Source organism: Streptomyces sp. TRM68416 (assembly GCF_014596915.1).
Taxonomy (GTDB): Bacteria; Actinomycetota; Actinomycetes; order Streptomycetales; family Streptomycetaceae; genus Streptomyces.
The window spans coordinates 331,706-350,319 of the sequence record NZ_JACVWU010000004.1 but is presented as its reverse complement, the minus strand read 5'-3'; the positions used below and the strand labels follow the sequence as shown (position 1 = coordinate 350,319).

8 protein-coding genes and 2 pseudogenes are annotated in these 18,614 nt (G+C 69.7%); 7 read left to right on the top strand and 3 right to left on the bottom strand.

What is annotated here, in order from left to right:
- The first annotated feature begins 8 nt into the window (after positions 1 to 8).
- From ICC28_RS09255 to ICC28_RS09240, 5 genes and pseudogenes are all read left to right on the top strand, one after another.
- Positions 9 to 1,376: a cytochrome P450 gene (locus ICC28_RS09255; protein ID WP_188287943.1), complete on the top strand. Its 1,368-nt coding sequence runs from the start codon at positions 9 to 11 to the stop codon at positions 1,374 to 1,376.
- Positions 1,377 to 1,482: 106 nt separating this feature from the next.
- A complete protein-coding gene (locus tag ICC28_RS09250; RefSeq protein WP_188287942.1) occupies positions 1,483 to 2,730 on the top strand; it encodes a cytochrome P450 in 1,248 nt (415 codons plus the stop codon).
- Positions 2,727 to 3,548, top strand: a complete 822-nt coding sequence (locus ICC28_RS09245) for an enoyl-CoA hydratase/isomerase family protein (protein ID WP_188287941.1) — start codon at positions 2,727 to 2,729, stop codon at positions 3,546 to 3,548. Before ICC28_RS09250 ends, ICC28_RS09245 begins: the two co-directional genes overlap by 4 nt.
- 138 nt (positions 3,549 to 3,686) lie before the next feature.
- Positions 3,687 to 3,765: pseudogene (locus ICC28_RS41460) on the top strand (integrase); the annotation flags it as partial.
- 64 nt (positions 3,766 to 3,829) lie between these two features.
- A pseudogene (locus ICC28_RS09240) lies at positions 3,830 to 4,456 on the top strand (IS256 family transposase); the annotation flags it as partial.
- Between the two features lie 187 nt (positions 4,457 to 4,643).
- Here the strand turns inward: ICC28_RS09240 and ICC28_RS09235 are convergent.
- Together ICC28_RS09235 and ICC28_RS09230 are read right to left on the bottom strand one after the other, a co-directional pair.
- Positions 4,644 to 4,913, bottom strand: a complete 270-nt coding sequence (locus ICC28_RS09235; RefSeq protein WP_188287940.1) for a hypothetical protein — start codon at positions 4,911 to 4,913, stop codon at positions 4,644 to 4,646.
- The gene (locus tag ICC28_RS09230) at positions 4,910 to 12,223 is read right to left on the bottom strand and encodes an RHS repeat-associated core domain-containing protein (protein ID WP_188287939.1); all 7,314 of its coding nucleotides are present in this window, start codon (positions 12,221 to 12,223) and stop codon (positions 4,910 to 4,912) included. Before ICC28_RS09230 ends, ICC28_RS09235 begins: the two co-directional genes overlap by 4 nt.
- A 540-nt stretch (positions 12,224 to 12,763) precedes the next feature.
- On the opposite strand from ICC28_RS09230, the gene ICC28_RS41250 reads away from it, so the two are divergent.
- Complete coding sequence (locus ICC28_RS41250) at positions 12,764 to 17,536, top strand: FG-GAP-like repeat-containing protein (protein ID WP_188287938.1); 4,773 nt, start codon at positions 12,764 to 12,766, stop codon at positions 17,534 to 17,536.
- 14 nt (positions 17,537 to 17,550) lie between these two features.
- Here the strand turns inward: ICC28_RS41250 and ICC28_RS09220 are convergent, their stop codons facing one another.
- Positions 17,551 to 17,865, bottom strand: coding sequence for a hypothetical protein (locus tag ICC28_RS09220; RefSeq protein WP_188288072.1), 315 nt, complete (start codon positions 17,863 to 17,865; stop codon positions 17,551 to 17,553).
- 472 nt (positions 17,866 to 18,337) lie between these two features.
- On the opposite strand from ICC28_RS09220, the gene ICC28_RS40420 reads away from it, so the two are divergent.
- The gene (locus ICC28_RS40420) at positions 18,338 to 18,565 is read left to right on the top strand and encodes a DUF1932 domain-containing protein (RefSeq protein WP_262928461.1); all 228 of its coding nucleotides are present in this window, start codon (positions 18,338 to 18,340) and stop codon (positions 18,563 to 18,565) included.
- The last annotated feature ends 49 nt before the right edge of the window (positions 18,566 to 18,614 follow it).

Sequence of the window (18,614 nt, the reverse complement as noted above, 5' to 3'; positions counted from 1 at the left end):
GAGCCACCATGCAACAGCCCTCCGAGAGGACCGGCATACCGGACGGGTGCCCCGCGCACGGCAATGTCCCCCTGTACGGGGCCGACTTCGGCTCCGCCCCCGAGCGCACCTACACCCAGCTGCGCGAGATGGGGCCCAGCGCCCCCGTCGACATCGCGCCAGGGGTCGAGGTCGAGCTGGTGACCAGCTACGACGCAAGCCTGTACATCCTGCAGAACCCGACCCTCTTCGTGCGGGACTCGCGACGCTGGAACGCCCTCAACGAGGGGCGGGTACCGGCGGACAGCCCGGCCCTGCCCATGATGGGCTACCGCCCCAACGCCCTGTTCAGCGACGGCGCGGCACACGCCCGGCTGCGCCAGGCGGTCACGGACAGCCTCACCACCATCGACCAGAGCCGACTCGTCCGGCTGACCCAGCAGACGGCCGACTACCTGATCAGCCGTTTCAGCTCCGACTCCCTCGGTCAGGCCGAGCTGATGGCCGCATACGCCCAGCCGCTGCCCCTGCTGGTCTTCGGTGACCTGTTCGGCTGCCCGCCGGAGCTCGGCGACCGCGTCATCGCCGGGATCAGCGGCATCTTCCAGGGCACCCCCGGTGCCGACGAGATCCTCGGCGGCGCGCTCACCGAACTGATCGCCCTCAAGCGCAGCAAACCCGGCGAGGACCTCACCACCCGACTGATGCTGCACGCCGCCCGGCTGACCGACGAGGAGGTGCTGCACCAGCTGGTGACGCTTCTCTCCGGCGGGACCGCACCCCTGTCGGCTGCGATCGGAACCAGCGCCGCGCTGTACCTCAGCGACGACTGGCTGGCCGGACTGCCGATCGAGGACGCGGTCGTGAAGACCCTGTGGAACTACGCCCCGATCGCCAACTACGCGGGCCACTACCCCACCCAGGACGTGCAGTTGGGAAACCGGACCCTACGGGCGGGCGACCCGGTCCTGATCTCGTTCGCGGCGGCCAACACCGATCCCAAGCTGACCGAGCACCGTGAACAGCTCAGCTCCAAGGCCCATCTGGCCTTCGGTGCCGGCCCGCACGCGTGTCCGGCCAAGGATCCAGCCTTCATGATCACGTCCACCGCCGTGGAGTCCCTGCTCAACCGGCTGCCCGATGTCGAGATGCGCGTCCCCTTCAAGGAACTCGCATGGGCGGCAACACCGTGGAGCCGCTCCCTGGTGACCGTGCCCATTCGGTACACCCCACGCACCCTGCTCCCGACGGCCGCCCCCCAGCCCACGGCGCCGTCGTCACCGCAGCCGGCCGCTGCTCTGCCGCAGCCGCCCTCGGCCGGGCGGCCCGGCCACGCCGCACCGCGTCCCAAGGGCGGGCTGTTCAGCCGCTTCCGGGCCTGGGTGAACGGCGAGTGACTAAGATGACCCAGTGACGTAAGTAACCCTGTGAGAACACAGGGTTATTGGATGTTTCAATCACCCGACGGGTACGGATGGCGGCTGGCAGAAAGGAACCAGCACCATGGGCACTATCGCGACCCCGTCATCGGACCGTCGGGCCACCATCTCCCTGTTCTCCCGTCTCCGGACGGCCGACGGACAGGCCGATCCCTTCCCCATCTACGCAGAGCTCAGGGCACGCGGCGCGGTCAGCCCCGCCCCCTGGGGCGGATTCCTCATCACCGGTTACGACACCTGCGAGCAGGTGCTGCGCAGCGGAACCTGGCTCGAACCGGATACCGAGTGGCGAGAACGGCAGGGCGCCCGCACTCGGTGGAGCGCCCCTTCCTCCCGGGAGATCAGCCGCACCCTGCCCGCACTCAACCCCCCGGAACACACCCGGGTGCGGCGGTCGGCGGGCACCTTCGACCGCACCACCATCGACCGAATAGGCAGCCGAGTGAGCCACGTGGTCGACCGGCTCCTCGGCACTCTGCACGAACGTCTGCGCGCGGGGGAGGCCGACTTCGCGGCGCTGGTCAGCGAGGAACTTCCCATCGCCACCATCGGCGACTGGCTCGGGCTGCCGAGCGCCGACTGGCCGAAACTGCGTGACCTCACCCACGACCAGGTCTTCACCCAGGAACTCCTCCCCAACGCCAGCCAACTGGCCCGGTCCGACGTCGCCATGGCCGAACTGCGCGCGTACTTCCTCGACCTGGTGCGCGAACGGCGCAGACATCCGGGCGACGACCCCGTCTCCCGGTGGATACGCACCTGGGACGAGCTCGAACCCGACCGGGACAAGGCCGACGAGGCGGTCTACTTCCTCGCCCTGTTCGTCCTGCTGGCGGCCCTGGAGACCACCGCGACCCTGCTGTCGACGATGACGCTCCTGCTCGTCGAGAGCCCGGCCCGCTGGGACCTGCTCACCCAGCAGCCGGACCTCGTGCCCGCATTCGTCGAGGAGACCCTGCGCTACGACCCTCCCACCCACGTCATCAGCCGTGTCGCCGCCCAGGACACTCTGGTGGGGGACACCGAGGTCGGCGCCGGCGAGATGGTCCACCTCATGGTGGGCGCCGCCCACCGCGACCCCGCCCGGTTCGGCGACCCCGACTCCTTCGACCCGCACCGCAACCCCGCGCACCTGGCCTTCAGCTTCGGCATCCACTACTGCCTCGGAGCGCCGCTGGCCCGACTGGAAGCGCAGACACTGCTCCGCCACATGGTCACCCGTCTGCCGAGACTCACCCTGGTCCGCCGCCCCGCGCAGGCGCCCCGGGTGGCGTTCAGGCGCATGCTCAATCTGGAAGTAGGACTGGCATGAACTCGCCAACCATCCCCGTCGCCCCGTCCGCTCCCGGCCCCGCCCTGGAGCCCGCGCGCCCCTCGGATGCCACCCGCACACCCGCTCCCCTGACCCTCACCCGGACCGGCCCCGTCCTCCACGTCGGCCTCACCCCGTCCGCGCAGGGCGACGTCCTGAGCTCCGCGGTGCTGGACGCGCTCATCGCCGTCCTCGCCGGCCTCCACGACCAGCCCGACGTCCGCATCCTGGTGCTCTCCTCGCAGGGCGAGGACTTCTGCCTGGGAGCCGACCGCCGGGAGTACCAGGACGCCCTGGCCGCCGATCCCACCGGCACGACGCTGAGGCGTGTCGCGGACCAGGCCCACCGCCTGTGCCAGGCGCTGGAGGACACCCACGCCATCACCATCGCCCGGCTCCACGGCAAGGTCATCGGCGCCGGCCTCGCGCTCGCCGCCTTCTGCGACCTGCGCGCAGGCGCGGACACCACCCGTTTCCGCATGCCGGAGATCGGCATCGGACTCGCCCCCGCCTGGGGCGGCGCCATGGGCCGGCTGATCACGGAGGCCGGAGCGTCCCGGATTCGCGAACTCATGCTCACCTGCGACGACTTCGACGCCCACACCGCCCACCGGCTCGGCCTGCTGCACAAGGTGGCCCCGCTCGACGAACTGGACGACACCATCGCCGCCTGGACCAGACCCCTGGCCCGGCGCTCCCCCCAGGCCCTCGTGCTGACCAAACGCATGCTCACCGGCTACGCGAAGGCCGCCCGCACCACCGACACCGCCCTGCTGGACGCCCACCTCCTCACCGCCCAACTGACCCAACCCCGCTGACCCACCCGGCAGAAGCCCCGGCCTGCGGCGCCCCGGCCCCGCAGGCACGGCCCCACGGCCCGTTCGGCGCGGTTGCGTCGAGCGTGCCGTGGCCTCGTGGCCGTAGAACAGCGGCGGAGCCACGCCAGCCGTAGTGCCGAACGGCTCGTCGCCGCCTCCGCCCTCCCGCCGATCCGACTCCACGACCCGCGCCACGGCGCAGCCACCCTCATGCCGACCACCGACCGCCGACCAGTGACGTCGACATCAAGCTCGTGTCGGCCGCCCGCCTCACGCGGGACATCTGGGCCGGCGACGGTGGCGAGGGCGCGAAGTACTGGCTGAGCGTCTTCACGGACCTGAAGAACAGGGGCGTTGATGACGTGCTGATGCTGGTCTGCGATGGGCTGAAGGGCCTGCCCGAGGCCGTGGAGACCGTCTGGCCTCGAACGATCGTTCAGACCTGTGTCGTTCACCTGCTGAGGAACAGCTTCCGGCACGCGGCCCGTCAGGACTGGGACAAGGTCGCCAAGGCGCTCAAGCCCGTCTACACGGCCCCGAGCGAGGCCGCCGCAACTGAGCGGTTCAGCGAGTTCCAAGAAGCCTGGGGCAAGAAGTACCCGGCGGTCATCCGGCTCTGGGAGAACGCCTGGGCCGAGTTCGTGCCCTTCCTCAGCTTCGACGTCGAGATCCGCAAGGTCATCTGCTCGACGAACGCGATCGAGTCCGTCAACGCCCGCATCCGCAAGGCCGTCCGGGCCCGCGGGCATTTCCCCAACGAGGCCGCGGCCATGAAGCGCGTCTACATGGCGATGATGAGCCTGGACCCGACCGGCAAGGGCCGTAAGCGATGGACCATGCGCTGGAAGGCACCCCTGAACGCCTTCCAGATCGCCTTCGAAGGCCGACTCACCCCGGCCGCCAACTGACCACTACAGGAACTGGATCAGCCGTCTACTGGACACTCCCCACCCATACGACAACGTCGGCCTTCAAGACCACAACCAGGTCTCGAAGGCCGACGTCACGCACAGGCCCCGGATAACCCAACAGCATCGGGAGAATCCCGGCGGGGCCCGCCTTCCTCGGTCCGCACGCGTCAGCGCCGGCCCACTCTCACCAGGGGGGACAGGGGTGTCCCGACGCCCACCTCGGTTCGAAGAACTCCTCGCGGAAGACGTCCAGGGACGCCCTGAGCAGAGTGATGTCGATGCCCGGCCGGATGAAGCTCAGCTGTGCCGAACTGTCGTCCATGCGGTACTCCAGCAGCTTCCTGCCGGGCGCGCCGTCGACCCACTCCACCACCTCCATGGCGTCGAAGTCGACATCGTCGCTCAGGACGATGAACGCGACATAGTCGCGTCCCTGTACGGAAAAACGCCTCACAGGAACCCCTCGAACTGCACTCGACCACCTCGCATGCTCCACCTTGCTCCACGCCCTGTCGCACTGTCCACGATGTTCAGGTGGAGGTTGCCGTAGTGCGCTGAGACGGTGTCGTCGAAGGTCCTCGTGGCGGTCGGACTGCTCAGCAGCTCTCCGAGCAGCTCCTCCCCGCCCTTGTTCAGAGCGGCGAAGTCGTTCTGCCGGTTCGCGCCATGGAGGTAGGGCTCGTACTTGGCCACGTGGCCGGGCGTGCGCTTGTTGGGGTCGGTGTGCTTCTGCAGGGACCGCCCGATCTCGTGCATGTTGTAGTTGCGGTTCCACGGCTTGCCCTTCTTGGGCGGGATCGGCCGCAGAGCCGCGGCGCTCAGGTCTGCGTCCGATGCTGTCCTGAGGTCACCGCAGTTGTGCACCAGGGCCGAGGCCGAGCCCGTCACCACGTAGTACGTGTGGATGTCCGCGACGGTCAGGTTGTGGACCGTGGCCTGCTGGGTCCAGCGCTCGACGGCCGTGATCTGGACGCGGGTGCCCGCGCCCGTCTCCAGCCAGTCGCCGGAGTTCAGGTCCGTGGCCTTGACCCACTCGCCCAGCTCCGGCGCCCAGAACGGGTGGCCGTCCGTGGCCGTGGCCTTCGCCGTCTCATCACCCTTGTCACCATCTGTGTCGAGGGTGATCTCGACCAGGTTCTTCGCGCCCTTGCCAATGATCTGGGCGGTGACCTCCTTGACCGCCGTCTCGCCGGTCTCCGGGTCCTTCGCCACCACCTTGTCGCCGGGCTCGACGTCCTTGATGGGCTTGGTGCTCCCATCGGCCATCAGGACCTCGGTCTCGGGTGTGAAGCTGTTGACCCGGCAGGACTCGCCGGCCCCGCCCGAGTCGCCCCGACTTCCGTCGCCACCGCCTCCGCCGTCGTTACTGTCGGCCTTCTTGGCGGCCGTGGCTTCGACTTCGTCGGCTTTCGCCTTCTTCGCCGCCTTCGCGGCGTCGGCCTGTTTCCTCCATTCGGTCATGTCCTCCGTGTACTTGGCCATGGCCTTCGCGTCGGCGTCCGCCCGCTTGATGATGCCGGTGGCCCAGCGGACCTCGTCCTCCCACTTGCGGTACGCGCTCCACGCCTTCTCCAGGGCCTTCAGCAGACGCTTCGCCTTCCCCGCGAACGGGATCGCCGCCTCCGCGGCGAGCATGGCGCAGGTACCGACAGAGCCGTTGATGCAGTCGACGATGTCGTTCCAGCCGCTGGCCTCCTTCACCGCCTCCTTGGCGACATGGATGACCATGTCCATCTTGGTCTGCTTCTTCATCCACCGGGCGCGCTCCACGTCCTGCTTGCTGACGGTGGGCGTCGGCTTGGACGGGGCCGGCGGAACGCCGCCGGAGAGCGAGGCGGCGATCTTCTTGTACGCCTGGAGCACCTTCTGGATGATCTGGGGGATGCCCCAGAACTGGCCCGACGGGTCGCTGAAGGTCACCGGGCTGTTGTTGGCGTACGCGTACGGGTTCATCGTCTGCGACTCGGCCAGGTCCATCATGGGGTCGACCGAGATGAACCGTCCGAGCGCCGGGTCGTACTCCCGTGCGCCGAGATGGGTGAGCCCCGTGGACTCGTCCATCGTTCCGCCGACGAAGCCCTCCTCGCCCGGCCACATCGACGGCTTCGCGCCGCGCTGTTCACCGAACGGCGTGAACTTCCGGCGGGTCACGTGACCGGTCGCCGCGTCCACCGCCGTCGTCGCCGTGCCCTGGTGATCCGCCAGCAGGTACGCCGTGGTGACCTTGCCGCCCTGGGCGGTCCGCACCATGCCCGGGCCCGCCGCGTGCTGGTAGTAGCGCGTGCCTTTGGCGATGTTCCCGGACTTGTCGAGCTGGATCTCCGTCCCCGGCAGGTACAGGGTCGTACCGTTCGGGTCGCGGCGGATCAGACGGTTGCCGCCGGCGTCGTAGACGTACTCGGTCTTCTTCGCCTTGTCGCCGGAGCCCTGCGTCACCCGCTCCAGGCGGCCTTCGACGCCCCACTCCAGGTTCTGGGTGGTGCCCATCACCGTGCGCCGGGTGGTGTTGCCGGCCTTGTCGTAGCCGAAGGTGTCCTCGCGCTCGCCCTCCGGTCCCTTGGTGTGGACCTTCATGAGCTTGCTCGTGGTCGTGCCGCCCTCGGCGTACTCGTAGGTCCGGGTGACGTCCTTCGACGCGTCACCCGTGACGTCGTGCTTGAGTTCCGTCCTCCGGTTGCCGGCCGCGTCGAACGTGTACGACGTCCAGTACGGGTCCGGACCGCCGACCTGCGGCTTCCCGTCTGGGCCTGACGCACGCGCACAGCTGTCGGTCTTCCCTGACGTCCACGCGTCCGTCATACGGCGCAGGTAGTCGTACGTGAAGCACTGCGTGTCCGTCGTCGCCGCCGTCGGGTTCGGGCCCTGGGCGTCCGTGATCTTCAGGATGTTGCCGGACTGGTCGTACGACGTCGTGATGTCGCTGATCTGCGACGTGCCCGTCGTGCCGACCTCCTGGTGGTGGACCGTGCGCAGCGGGCGCCGCGTCTGCTCGTCGAACTCACGGCTCGTGATGAGCTGCCTGCCCGCCGGGCCGACCCGGGTGCGGACCATGTCGCCCAGCGGCGTGTACTCCGTCTTCGCGACGAAGGTCTTCCCCGCGACCGCCATGGTGTTGATCTGGTCCAGGCCGTTGTAGCCGAGCGACACCCGCTCGCGGGCCAGACCGGCGGTTGCCGGGTGCGTCAGCGTCTGCGGCATGCCCGTCGTCTTCGTGTACGTGCTGCTGTACACGTACTCACCGGCGAGCTTGCCCTCCGACTCCGGGATCACGACCTTCGATCCTGTCGGGCGGTACTCCTTGTCGTAGCCCGTGACCGCCTGCGTGTAGGCGTTGCCGTCGACGAAGCGGGTCGCGGCGACCGGCAGGCCGAGCGCGCCGGGCAGGGTGTCGTAGGTCTGCTCGGTGAGCTTGCGGCCCTTGAGCGAGCCCTCGTACGTGCCGGTGCTCCGGCCGAGCCGGTCGTACTCGTACGCGACCGTCCTCGCCGGGTCGCGGCCGTCCGTCGTCGTCAGGACGCGGTCGCCCTTGTCGTACGTCGTGCGGCTCGTGCCCTTGTCGGGGTCCTTCGACTCGTACTCACGGCCCCGCAGGTCGTACTTGAAGGACCAGACGTTGCCGGACTGGTCGGTGACCGACTCCAGCATGCCCCGCCGCTCGTACGTGTAGGTCGTCCTGTCGTACGCGCCGGACGGCCCGTCACCCTTGAACTGGCGCAGCTCCGTCTTGCGGCCCTGCGCGTCGACCAGGGACATGGTCGGGGTCTCGCCCTTGGGCGGATCCACGGCGACCCAGTCGCCGCCGTACGTGGTGGTCGTCCGCCAGGTCTCCTCACCGAACTTGCGGGCGATCGTGGCGACCGGGCGGCCCTGGCCGTCGTACTCCATGCGGGTCGACGCGGGGACCTTGTTGTCGTCCGAGATCCACAGCTCGGGCGACGGGTCCTTGCTGTTGAAGTGGGCGCCGTTCTCCTTCCAGATCAGGCCACGGCTGTCGTAGAACGTGTCGGTGATGACCCGTCCGCCGTCCAGGGCCTGCTGCTGGGTCTGCCGCAGGCGCAGCGCGCCGTCGTAGATGTCGTACGTAACGCGATAGTCGCCGCGCTCCAGCAGCTTCTTCGTGGTGATGACGACCGGGCCGTCGGGGCTCACCCTGTACGAGAACTCGGCGTCCGGCGTCTGGGTGGCCGGGTCGCGGTCGGGCGACCAGGTCTTCCGCAGGCGGCCGAGCGCGTCGTACTCCAGGATCTGACGGCGCTTGTTGGCGTCCTCCTGGGCGAGGGCCACACCGCGGGCCGGGTCCAGCTCGGTGGTCTGGGTGTGGCCCAGGGCGTTGGTGACGACCGTCTTGACCGGCAGCGCGCCGGACGCGGGGGTGTAGACCGTCTTCGTGGTGCTGCCGTAGATGTCCGTGGAGGACACCGGGCGGCCGTGCTTGTCGTACGCGGAGGAGGCGTCGAGCCGGTAGACGGGCTTGCCGTCCTTGTAGTCCGCGAGCGACTCGACCTTCTCCACGTTGTACACGCCGTCGTAGTGGATCACCTTGTCGCCGGCCACGTCCGCCGGGCGGGCGATGTCCTTGGCGTCACACGCCTTGGTGAGGCTCTCCACGCGCTTCTGCGGGCTGAAGACGTGCTTCGTGCCGTCGTCGACGTAGGTGTAGCGGGTGCAGGTCTCGTCGCCGGTCTTCGACAGGTCACCGCGGTCCGTGGTGTGGGCCACCCGGCCCCGGCTGTCGTACGAGTGCTCCACGGCGGTACGCCGCTGGCCCCGATTGCCGGACAGGACGGTGCGGGAGGCGATCCTCTCGGTGCCGCTCACCCAGGCCTGGAGCGGCTCGGCCCCGTCGGTGCGCTGGCGGGTCGCGGTCGGGCCGCGTACCCAGGGGGTGTAGAGGGTGGCCGACTGGAGGGGGCCGCCCTCGCCGTCGTAGTACAGCGACTCGCGGATCTGGCCGGCGAAGAGCTTGTGGTCGTCGACCGTGCCGCCCTCGCTGTCCTTGACCTTCACCTCGCGCTTGCCGCCGGGCAGCTTGTCGCCGTCCATGCCGCGGAAGTAGACCGTCTCGACCTGCGAGCGCTTGTCGGGGGCGGTACCGACGAGGGTGCGGACCTTGCCGTAGCCGCGCCACTGGTTCCAGGTGCGCGCCTTCTCGCTGAGCAGTTCGCTGTCGTCGTCGTACGCCCAGGCCGGGTCACCGAGGTACTGGAAGGTGGTGACCTTGGTAGGGGAGGTGCCGTTCTTGTCCTCCTCGCGGACCTCGTCGACGCGGTGCTTGTGGAACCAGTCCGTGAAGTACTTCTTCTTCAGGCCCGTCTCGTCGGTCGGGTCGGGGACCTCCTGGATCACCGGGTAGCAGCGCATCGTGTTGGAGTGCGCGGCCGACGGCAGTTTGTGCGGGCTGGTCTCCGTCGAGCACTCCGTCTTGGCGTACTCGACCGCGATCCGCGCGCCCGTCTCCGTCTGGATGGTCTCCACGCGCCAGCGCAGGAACGGCGGGTTGCCGTCCTTGTCGTTGTCGACGCGGTTGGGGAGCTGCTTGCCCTTGAAGACGACCGGCGCGAGGCTGATCGGCGTGCCGTTCTTGCCCGTGTGCTGGACGCTGTCCAGCCACAGCGGGTAGTCGCCCGCGACGCCGCCGTCACCCGTGGACTTGAAGTCCTGGGTGAGGGTCCAGGTGTCGACCGGCTGGTGCTTGCCGTCCTTCAGGACCTGGGTGTGGACCGCGGTGAGCCGCTTGCGGGTGAAGAACGTCGGCGCGTACCGGTCCTTGCACTCCTTGCCCTTGGCGCACAGCTGGTCGGCCGGGACGTCGGGCCAGTTGCGGGTGGTCTCCCACTTCGCCTCGGACGTCAGCTTGGACTCGGCGCAGTCGAAGGTCTGCGTCTTCACGCAGCGCTCGGCGACGTCGAAGAGGATCTGCGCCGGGGCCGCCGCGAACAGGTCGTCGCTGCGCAGGCCGTACGAGATCCGCTTCAGCCAGCCGCCGCGGTCGTAGGCCCGGTTGGTCGACTTGCCCTCGCGGGTGACGTTGGAGCCGTAGTGGTTGCGCTCCTTCGCGTACCAGTACGTCATGGCGTTGCCACGCAGGTCGACGACGTAGTCGAGGTTCCAGCGGTACACCTGGTCGCAGACCGAGTCGGCGTAGGCGGACTTGTGGCAGTCCTCGCCCTTGTGGTTGCCGTAGACCGGCACAGTCCAGGCGGAGTCGGTCTCCTCCTTGCCCGACGCCCAGCCGGGGAGGCGGTTGCGGCCGAAGTAGTACTGGACGCCCTCCTCGTTGGTGATGCGCCAGTACTCCTTCTCGTGGTCGCCGTTCTCGGCGCCGGTGAGCAGCTCCACGCGGGAGCCGTCGTCGCTGACCGGGACCCACTTCTTGGTCTTGTCGTCGAGGACGAGCTGGGTGGAGCTGCCGTTCAGCGACAGGGTGACGACCGGCTGGCCCTGGCACAGGTCGCCGGTGGGGTGCTTCGGGTTGTTGTAACCCGAGTCCTTCTTGCGGTCGTTGGAGCAGGGGAGGAACTGGCGCTCGATGAAGTTGGCGCCGGTGTCCCAGCCGTCACCGACCCAGCTGCTCTGCTGGGAGGAGGCGGAGGAGCGGCCGTCGACGCCGGCGGAGGAGTAGCTCAGGCCGAGCTGCGGCCCGGGGCCGCCCAGCGAGGACGGGATCTCCATCGGGTACTGCCAGGTGAAGTCACCGGAGGAACCGCCCGCCTGCCAGGAGCCCGAGGGGCTGAGGGAGGTGGCGCGGTAGTCACCGGTCGGTCCGTTCGGCGCGGCCGTCGCGGCGAGCACCATGGCGGAACCGGCGGCGGAGGCCGCGGCGGGCGTGGCGGCGGCGGTGATGTCGGCCGCGGCCCGCGTGGTCGTCGCGGCAGACGCGGCGGTGCCCGCGGTGGCGGTGATGGCCGAGGTGCCCGTGACCGCCGGCGCCCGCGTGACCGCCGAGGCGTTGCGGGCCGTCGGGCCCGGCGCCGTCGCGTCGGCCAGGGCGGGCGCGGCGGAAACCGGCGTGGTTCCGGCCATGGCGGCGGCGTCGGTCGGGTCGGCGGTGGCCGCCGAGACCCGGGTGGTCTCCGAGGCCGTCCCGGTCTCCGCGACCGTACCTGCGGGCTTGGGGCCCGCCGCGTCGACCGGCGCGGCCTGGACCGTGGCGGTCACCGTGCCCTTGGCCGGGTCGTTGGCCGTGGCGACCGGGGTACGGGTCTGGCACTCGGGCTTCTCCGGCGTGGTCAGCGCGCACGCGGGCATCGCCACGAACCGCAGCCGGGAACCCCAGTTGCCGCCGTACGCGTTGCGGAAGCTCGTGTAGTCCAGCTCCACGGACACCGGCGCGGTGTCCGGCGCCCGGTCGGTGCGCCGTACCTTCAGCAGGACGCCGTCGACGCCCGCCTTCTCGGTCGCCTTCCGGTCCGCGACCTCCACCTGGGCGGTCACGGGCTGTTCGGCGGCCTCGCGGCCACGCGCCGTCGCCAGGCTGACGGGCAGCGCCCCGGCGCGGGTCTTGGGGGCCTTGCCCCCAGCGGTGTCCGCCGCCAGCTTGACCTCGGCCGCCCCGGCCTCGGGCCAGGTCACCGAGGGCGACCCGGTCCAGGTCGGCTTCGGCGGCTTGGTGTCCGCCGAGCCCCCCTTGGCCGGTTTGCCCGGCACATTCGCCAGTTGCTGCAGCTCCGGAAGGCTGCCACCGGCCGCTCTCGCGTCCGGCGTCATGGTCGGTAGTCCGGTCAGAAGCAGCGACGTGGCGAGCGCGGGCAGTGACCAGCGCATCGCCGTACGTATTCGTCCGCGGGCATACGTGTACCCACCCCGTTTTGGCATAGAGATTTCCCCACTTCATCCCCCGTGAAAAACAGTCGAGCGGAAAGCTACCACCAAGTTCACAATGAATGCGTCAAGCCCCCGCACCCACCGCGAAGAGGGGGCCTGGATCGCGTTCGACCCGTCGGGCCTGCTAGAAAGCACGGCGAGGGCGCGCATCGAACAAACGGAAGGTCTCATACCGGAACGCTCATGCGCGCCGTCCGTGCACACGACCACTGCACCGCGAGGAAACGGGCGGGAACCATCTACATGAGAACAACACCGAGAGGGGTCGCCAGCGACCCCGGGGGAACCTTCAGAAAGGCGATATCAGCAGCATTGCTGATAGCCCTTTCCGCAGGAACGGTGACCCTTTCTCCGGCGATTGCGGCAGCCGCCGAAACACCTGCCGCGAAAACCTCCGACGGAAATTCCGGCGACCCGCGCCGCGCGGAAAGCGAGGCCGCCGTAGAAAAGGCGGCGGCGACCGGAGAGCCGGTCGAAATCGTGTCCCAGCGGACGGAAACCGACGAGACGTTCGCCAACCCGGACGGAACGTTCACCGTAGAGCGCGCCCTGGTGCCCGTCCGGGTCCGGCAGAACGGCCGACTTGTACCCGTCGACACGGATCTCGCCGCCCGTAAGGACGGCCGGATCGCGCCAAAGGCCGCCGGAATGTCCGTCTCCTTCTCCGGCGGCGGCGACGGCGCTTTCGCGCACATGGTCAAGGACGGCCGCGAGGTGTCCCTGACCTGGCCCGGGAAGCTGCCCGAGCCGACCGTGTCGGGCCGCACGGCCACGTACCGCGAGGTGCTGCCGGGCGTCGACCTGACCGCCACCGCGTCCGTGGAGGGCTTCTCCCACGCGCTCGTGGTGAAGACCGCCGAGGCGGCGAAGAACCCGGCCCTGGAGGCCATCACCTTCGGCTACAGCGGCAAGGGCCTCGACCTGAAGAGCGCGGGGGACGGCCGCCTGGAGGCCGTCGACCCGACCGGCACGGCCGTCTTCTCGGCGCCCCGGCCCCAGATGTGGGACTCGGCGGGCTCCGAGACCCCGGCCCCGCCTGCCGCCGCCGGTGAGCCCGGCGAGCCCGAGGCCGCCAAGAGCGGTGCGGCCAAGGCCCGTACGGCACGTTCCGCACCCGACGCGACGAGCACGGTCTCCGCCACAACAGCCACGGCCTCCGCCACAACAGCCACAGCCGCCGCCACGACGGCCGCCGCCGGCCAGGCCGAACCCCGCCCGCTGGCCGAAACCCTGGAAGGCGCCACCGAAGGCTCCCGCCAGGCCGGGCTCGACGTCCGCCTCACCGACCGCGCGCTGACGCTGCGCCCGGACAAGGAGCTGCTCACCGACCCCGAGACGGTCTTCCCCGTGGTCATCGACCCGGTCTGGGCCAAGGACGCCTGGAAGAACGCCTGGTCGATCGCGTACAAGCACAGCCGCTACTCCAACTCGGCCGACACCGTCTACTGGAACGGCGGCACCATCTCGGACTTCGCCCGCGTCGGCGTCGCCAACGACACCCAGCGCGGCGGCACGGTCCGGGCCAACACGTACTTCCGGATCGCCACCGGAAACACCTGGGGCAAGCAGATCCTGCGCTCCACCCTGAGGATCAAGCAGACCCACGCCGGTTCCTGGTCCTGCAAGTCCGGGGCCGTCCAGGTCCGCACCATCGGCAGCAAACTGCCCACGAACATCACCTGGAACAGGCAGCCCAAGTGGGGCGGCATCGTCGATTCCTCCGGAGAGTCGTTCGGGGGCCGCAACTGCCCCGCCGACAAGGCCGGACTCGTCGAATTCGACGTGACCGACGCGATCAGCAAGGCCGCCAAGGACAAGTGGGGCTCCTGGGCATTCGTCCTCACCGCCAAGAGTTCCGAAGTGGACGTCTCCTGGCGCAAATTCGACCCCAATTCCGTGCGGGTGTCGACGAAGCTGAACACCCTGCCGTCGAAGCCGACCTCCCGGTCCACCGACCCGTCGGTGGCCTGCACCGGCGGCACGTTCGGCACCACCGACTACATCACCCTGCGCGCCAAGGTGAACGACGCCGAGGACAACAACCTCGTCGCGGAGTTCCACTACGCCCCCGAAGGCGGCGCGACCAGGACCGCCAAGGTCAAGGCGAGCCGCGGCTCGGTCGCCGCCCTGCGCATCGACGCCAGGAACCTCGCGTCCGGCACGTACTGGTGGGACGTCAGGGCCAGTGACGGCACGGCCAACGGCCCCTGGGCCGGCCGGTGCAAGTTCACCTTCGACAAGACCCGGCCGTCGAAGCTGCCCGGCGTGACGTCCAAGGAGTTCCCGCCGGACGTGGACGGCAACCCGGCCCGTACGGACGGCACGTTCGTCTTCGACGCGGGCGGCGTGAAGGACGTCACCCGCTACACGTGGTGGACCGACTCCGACACCAAGGAGAAGTCCGTCGACGCGACGAAGCCCGGCGGGCCGTCGAAGCCGGTGAAGTACCGGCCGCTCAATGCCGGTCCGCAGTACATGTACGTCCGCAGCCTGGACTCCGCGGACAACCGCTCCGACCTGAAGACGTACCTCTTCCTCCCCACCCGGGCCCCGCACCGCGACCGCCCCGGCGACCTCAACGGCGACGGCACCGTCGACCTGTGGACCGTCGACCCGGGCAACGGCGCCCTGTGGATCCACCCGGGCCAGGGCAACGGCAAGTTCGGCCTGGGCCGTCAGGCCGACGAGGCGTCCTTCGGTGACGCGGTCATGACGCACCGCGGGAGCTGGAACGAGGACTACTACGAGGACCTCGTCGCCCTGCGTCCCGGCCTTGAGGACGCGGCGGTCAAGGAGCTGTGGGTCTACGCCAACCGCGGCGACGGCGAACTCGGCGGCACCGACAGCGAGCGCTGGCAGCTGGAGGCGGCCGTCGACGACGCGAACCACTGGAGCGACGCCGACCAGGTCCTGTCCATCGGCAGCCTCAACGACGACGACGGCAACGGCAAGGTCGACGAGAACGACACCCCCGACCTGCTGGTGCGGGACGGCGCCGAACTGTGGCTGTACTTCGGCTTCCAGGGCAGTCCGCTCATCGACGAGATCGAGCCCGTCTCCCTCGGCAACGCCGACTGGCAGAACATGACGCTCCTCGCCCCCGGCGACCTCAACGGCGACGGCCTGCCCGAGCTGTGGGCCAGGGACACCAAGAGCGGCAGGATCCACCAGTACACCAGCCGCGAGAACCCGGTCGAGGGCGACATCACGGCCGCCGACCTGGCCGTGTACGCCGACCCGGCCGCCCGTACCACCTCCATCGGCAGCGGCTTCACCGGCGCCGCCTACCCGCACCTCGCCACCAACGGCGACTTCGAGGGAGACGGCTTCCCCGACCTGTGGTCCCGGAACGGCGAGGGCAGCGCGGTCGAGTTCCCCGGCCGGGCCCTCAAGGACGGCTCCGCGTTCGGCGCGGCCCGCCCGCTGGTGACCGGCGGCACGCCGTGGGGCACCTGCGAGACCTTCGAGTCCAGGGCGACCGGCAAGCGCACCCTGTGCGGCCCGATCCTCGCCAAGTACAAGGCGCTCGGCGGCCCGGCCCGCTTCGGCCACCCGGGCACGGACGTGGTGACCGCCCCCGACAAGATCGGCCGCTACACCCACTTCCAGGCCCCGGGCACCACCGCCAACAACCGCTCCATCTACTGGAGTCCGGAGACGGGCGCCTGGGAGGTGCACGGCTCGATCTGGGCCAAGTGGACCGAGATGGGCCGCGAGGGCGGCGTCCTCGGCTACCCCACCTCCGACGAGCGTCCCACCAGCGACGGCGTCGGCCGGTTCAACACCTTCAGCAAGGCCGGCCGGGGCAGCGGCATCTACTACGCGCCCGGCATCGGCGCGCACGAGGTGCACGGATCGGTCTACCAGCGCTACCTCGAGCTCGGCGGCCCGGCCCGCATCGGCTACCCGGTCACCGACGAGCTGGCCACCAAGCCGAAGGCGGGCGCGTACCAGCAGTTCCGCCACCGCGACGAGACCGAGCACAGCTCCGCGATCTACTGGAGCAAGGCCACCGGCGCCTGGCCGGTCCACAACGCGATCATGCGCAAGTGGGAGTCCCTGAAGCCGGAGAACGGCTGGCTGGGCTTCCCCACCTCGTACGAGTACGAGGTGACCGGCGGTGTGCGGGCCGACTTCGAGAACGGCTACGTCCGCTGGAACCGTACGAGCGGCACGACCGTCGAGCACAAGCCCGAGGACCGTACCGCCCATCTGCGGACCGACCTCGCGGGTGACGTCGACGGCGACGGCCGCACCGACATGATCACGGTGTACGACTACGGCAACGCGTCCACCGGCATCCATGTCCTGACCGCCGACGAGGACGGCGGGGTCCGACCGCCCAGGGAGGTGTGGACGAGCAACCGCGGCAGCTTCGACGCGGCCCGCGCCCGGTGGACGGCCGGCGACTTCAACGGCGACGGCCTCGCGGACGTCGCGGCCTTCTACGACTACGCGGACGGCTCCATGGCCATGTGGACGTTCGTCTCCCAGCGGGGCGGCGGCTTCAAGCCGGCCAAGAGCGCCGTGCTGCCGCCGAAGAGCTGGTACGCGCAGCGGGTCGTCTCGGTCCAGGCCGGTGACGTCAACGGCGACGGCAGGGCCGACCTGACCGCCGTCTACGACTACGACGACGGCCAGATGGGCCTGCACAAGTTCCTCGCCCAGGCGGACGGCACCTTCGCCATGCCCGTACGCGGCTTCAACTCCGGTGACGGCAACTGGTGGGCGAAGAACGCCCATTACACGATGGGCGACGCCAACGGCGACGGCCGCGCGGACCTGATCGCTTTCTACGGCTACGCCACGGGCGCCGCCGCCCTGTGGACGTTCCCCGCGAAGGCGGACGGCACGCTCGACAAGCCGGTCAAGTCCTGGAACGTCGGCCCCGGCACCTGGGAACGCGACCGCGTCGAGCTGACCAGCGGTGACTACAACGGCGACAAGCGCGCCGACGCCGCGGTGATGTACCGGCACGACGAGGGCGTGACGTCCCTGCACACCTTCCTCGCCCAGCCGAACGGCGGCTTCGCCGCCCCCGTGGAGGGCTACCGGTCGGGCGCCGGCAACTGGTACGCCAGCAGCTCCGGCATGCCGGTCTCGGGCGACGCGGACGGCGACGGCCGGGCCGACGTCCTGATCATGTACAACTACGCGATCGGCGCGACCCGCGCGTTCACCTTCCCCACCCGCGAGGACGGCACCTTCGAGAACCCCCGCCGCTCGTGGTACGCGGAACCGGGCACGTGGTGATCACCTGACCGCGCTCATTTCCTGACGGACTCACCACCGACCACAGCCGCCGGCGCCGCACCAGGCCCGGCGGCTGCGGCGTTGGCGGCGGCCCACTCGCCGAGCAAGGCGACGTCGCCCTCCGTGAGCCCGACGGCAGGGTCGACCCGCAACAGCAAGGCAGCCCCCGCGCGTTCGGCCTCCACCCACTCCCGGTCGAAGTCCCCGATCTCGTCGTCCACCCGGGCGAACGCCCGCCCGGCGGCGGCGACGAGCGCCCGCGTCTTCCAGTGCGGCCCCCCGGGGTACGTTGCCCCGGACCTGATCGGCCGCGGCTTCCACGCCGACATCCCCGGCTGGAGTTCCCCCCTGACCATGGACAGCGGGTGGTTACGCTGTGGGGGAACTTCATCTGCCCGCCGCACGCTGCGGAGGACGTAGCGGCCGAGCTCGCCTGACATTCGTTCAGCGGCCTGTACGTCGACGCCAACGCGGTCAGTCCGCAGCGCATGAAGCGCATCGCGAACGAAATCCGCCCGGCCCCCGTAGTGCTGGACGGCTCAATCTTTGGCCCCCACCTGTGGATAGCCGGACGTGCCGACTGTACGTCGCCAGTGGCAGCCAGGCCGCGACGCTTATCCACACCCTGTTCAAGGACTCCGCGGTGGAGGTACGCAGCGCTGGCGACAGCGTCGGCTCCGCCTCCGCCCTCAAAGCATCGTTCGCAGGATTCCAGAAGGCCGCCCGTACATTGGCCGGCGTTTCGCACGCCCTTGCCGAACTCACAGCGTCGCCGACCTGCTCATGAGGGAGGCGAGCCGAATGTCGTCGCAGATCCTCTCCGACCCGGACCACCTCCCCAGCATCGCCGCGCGAGCCTGGCGATGGGGCCCCGGGATGCTGGAAGTCGCTGACACTCTGAGGGCGGCGGGTCTCCCGACCGAGATGGCCGAAGCCGCGGCATCGGTCATGGCGCACGGGGAGAAGGATAAGGACCAGTACGAGCTTGCGGTGTCCGACGTACTTGAGCATCTGCGGCACCGTCTGTGAACTCGGGTTCATTGATCTGTGCCTGTGCAGAATCGGACTGTGGAAAATC

Coding starts and splice junctions, on each gene's coding strand:
- ICC28_RS09245 (WP_188287941.1), top strand. CDS start 2,727: ATGAACTCGCCAACCATCCCCGTCGCCCCGTCCGCTCCCGGCCCCGCC.
- ICC28_RS09220 (WP_188288072.1), bottom strand. CDS start 17,865: ATGTCGGCGTGGAAGCCGCGGCCGATCAGGTCCGGGGCAACGTACCCC.
- ICC28_RS09255 (WP_188287943.1), top strand. CDS start 9: ATGCAACAGCCCTCCGAGAGGACCGGCATACCGGACGGGTGCCCCGCG.
- ICC28_RS09250 (WP_188287942.1), top strand. CDS start 1,483: ATGGGCACTATCGCGACCCCGTCATCGGACCGTCGGGCCACCATCTCC.
- ICC28_RS09230 (WP_188287939.1), bottom strand. CDS start 12,223: ATGCGCTGGTCACTGCCCGCGCTCGCCACGTCGCTGCTTCTGACCGGA.
- ICC28_RS40420 (WP_262928461.1), top strand. CDS start 18,338: ATGTCGTCGCAGATCCTCTCCGACCCGGACCACCTCCCCAGCATCGCC.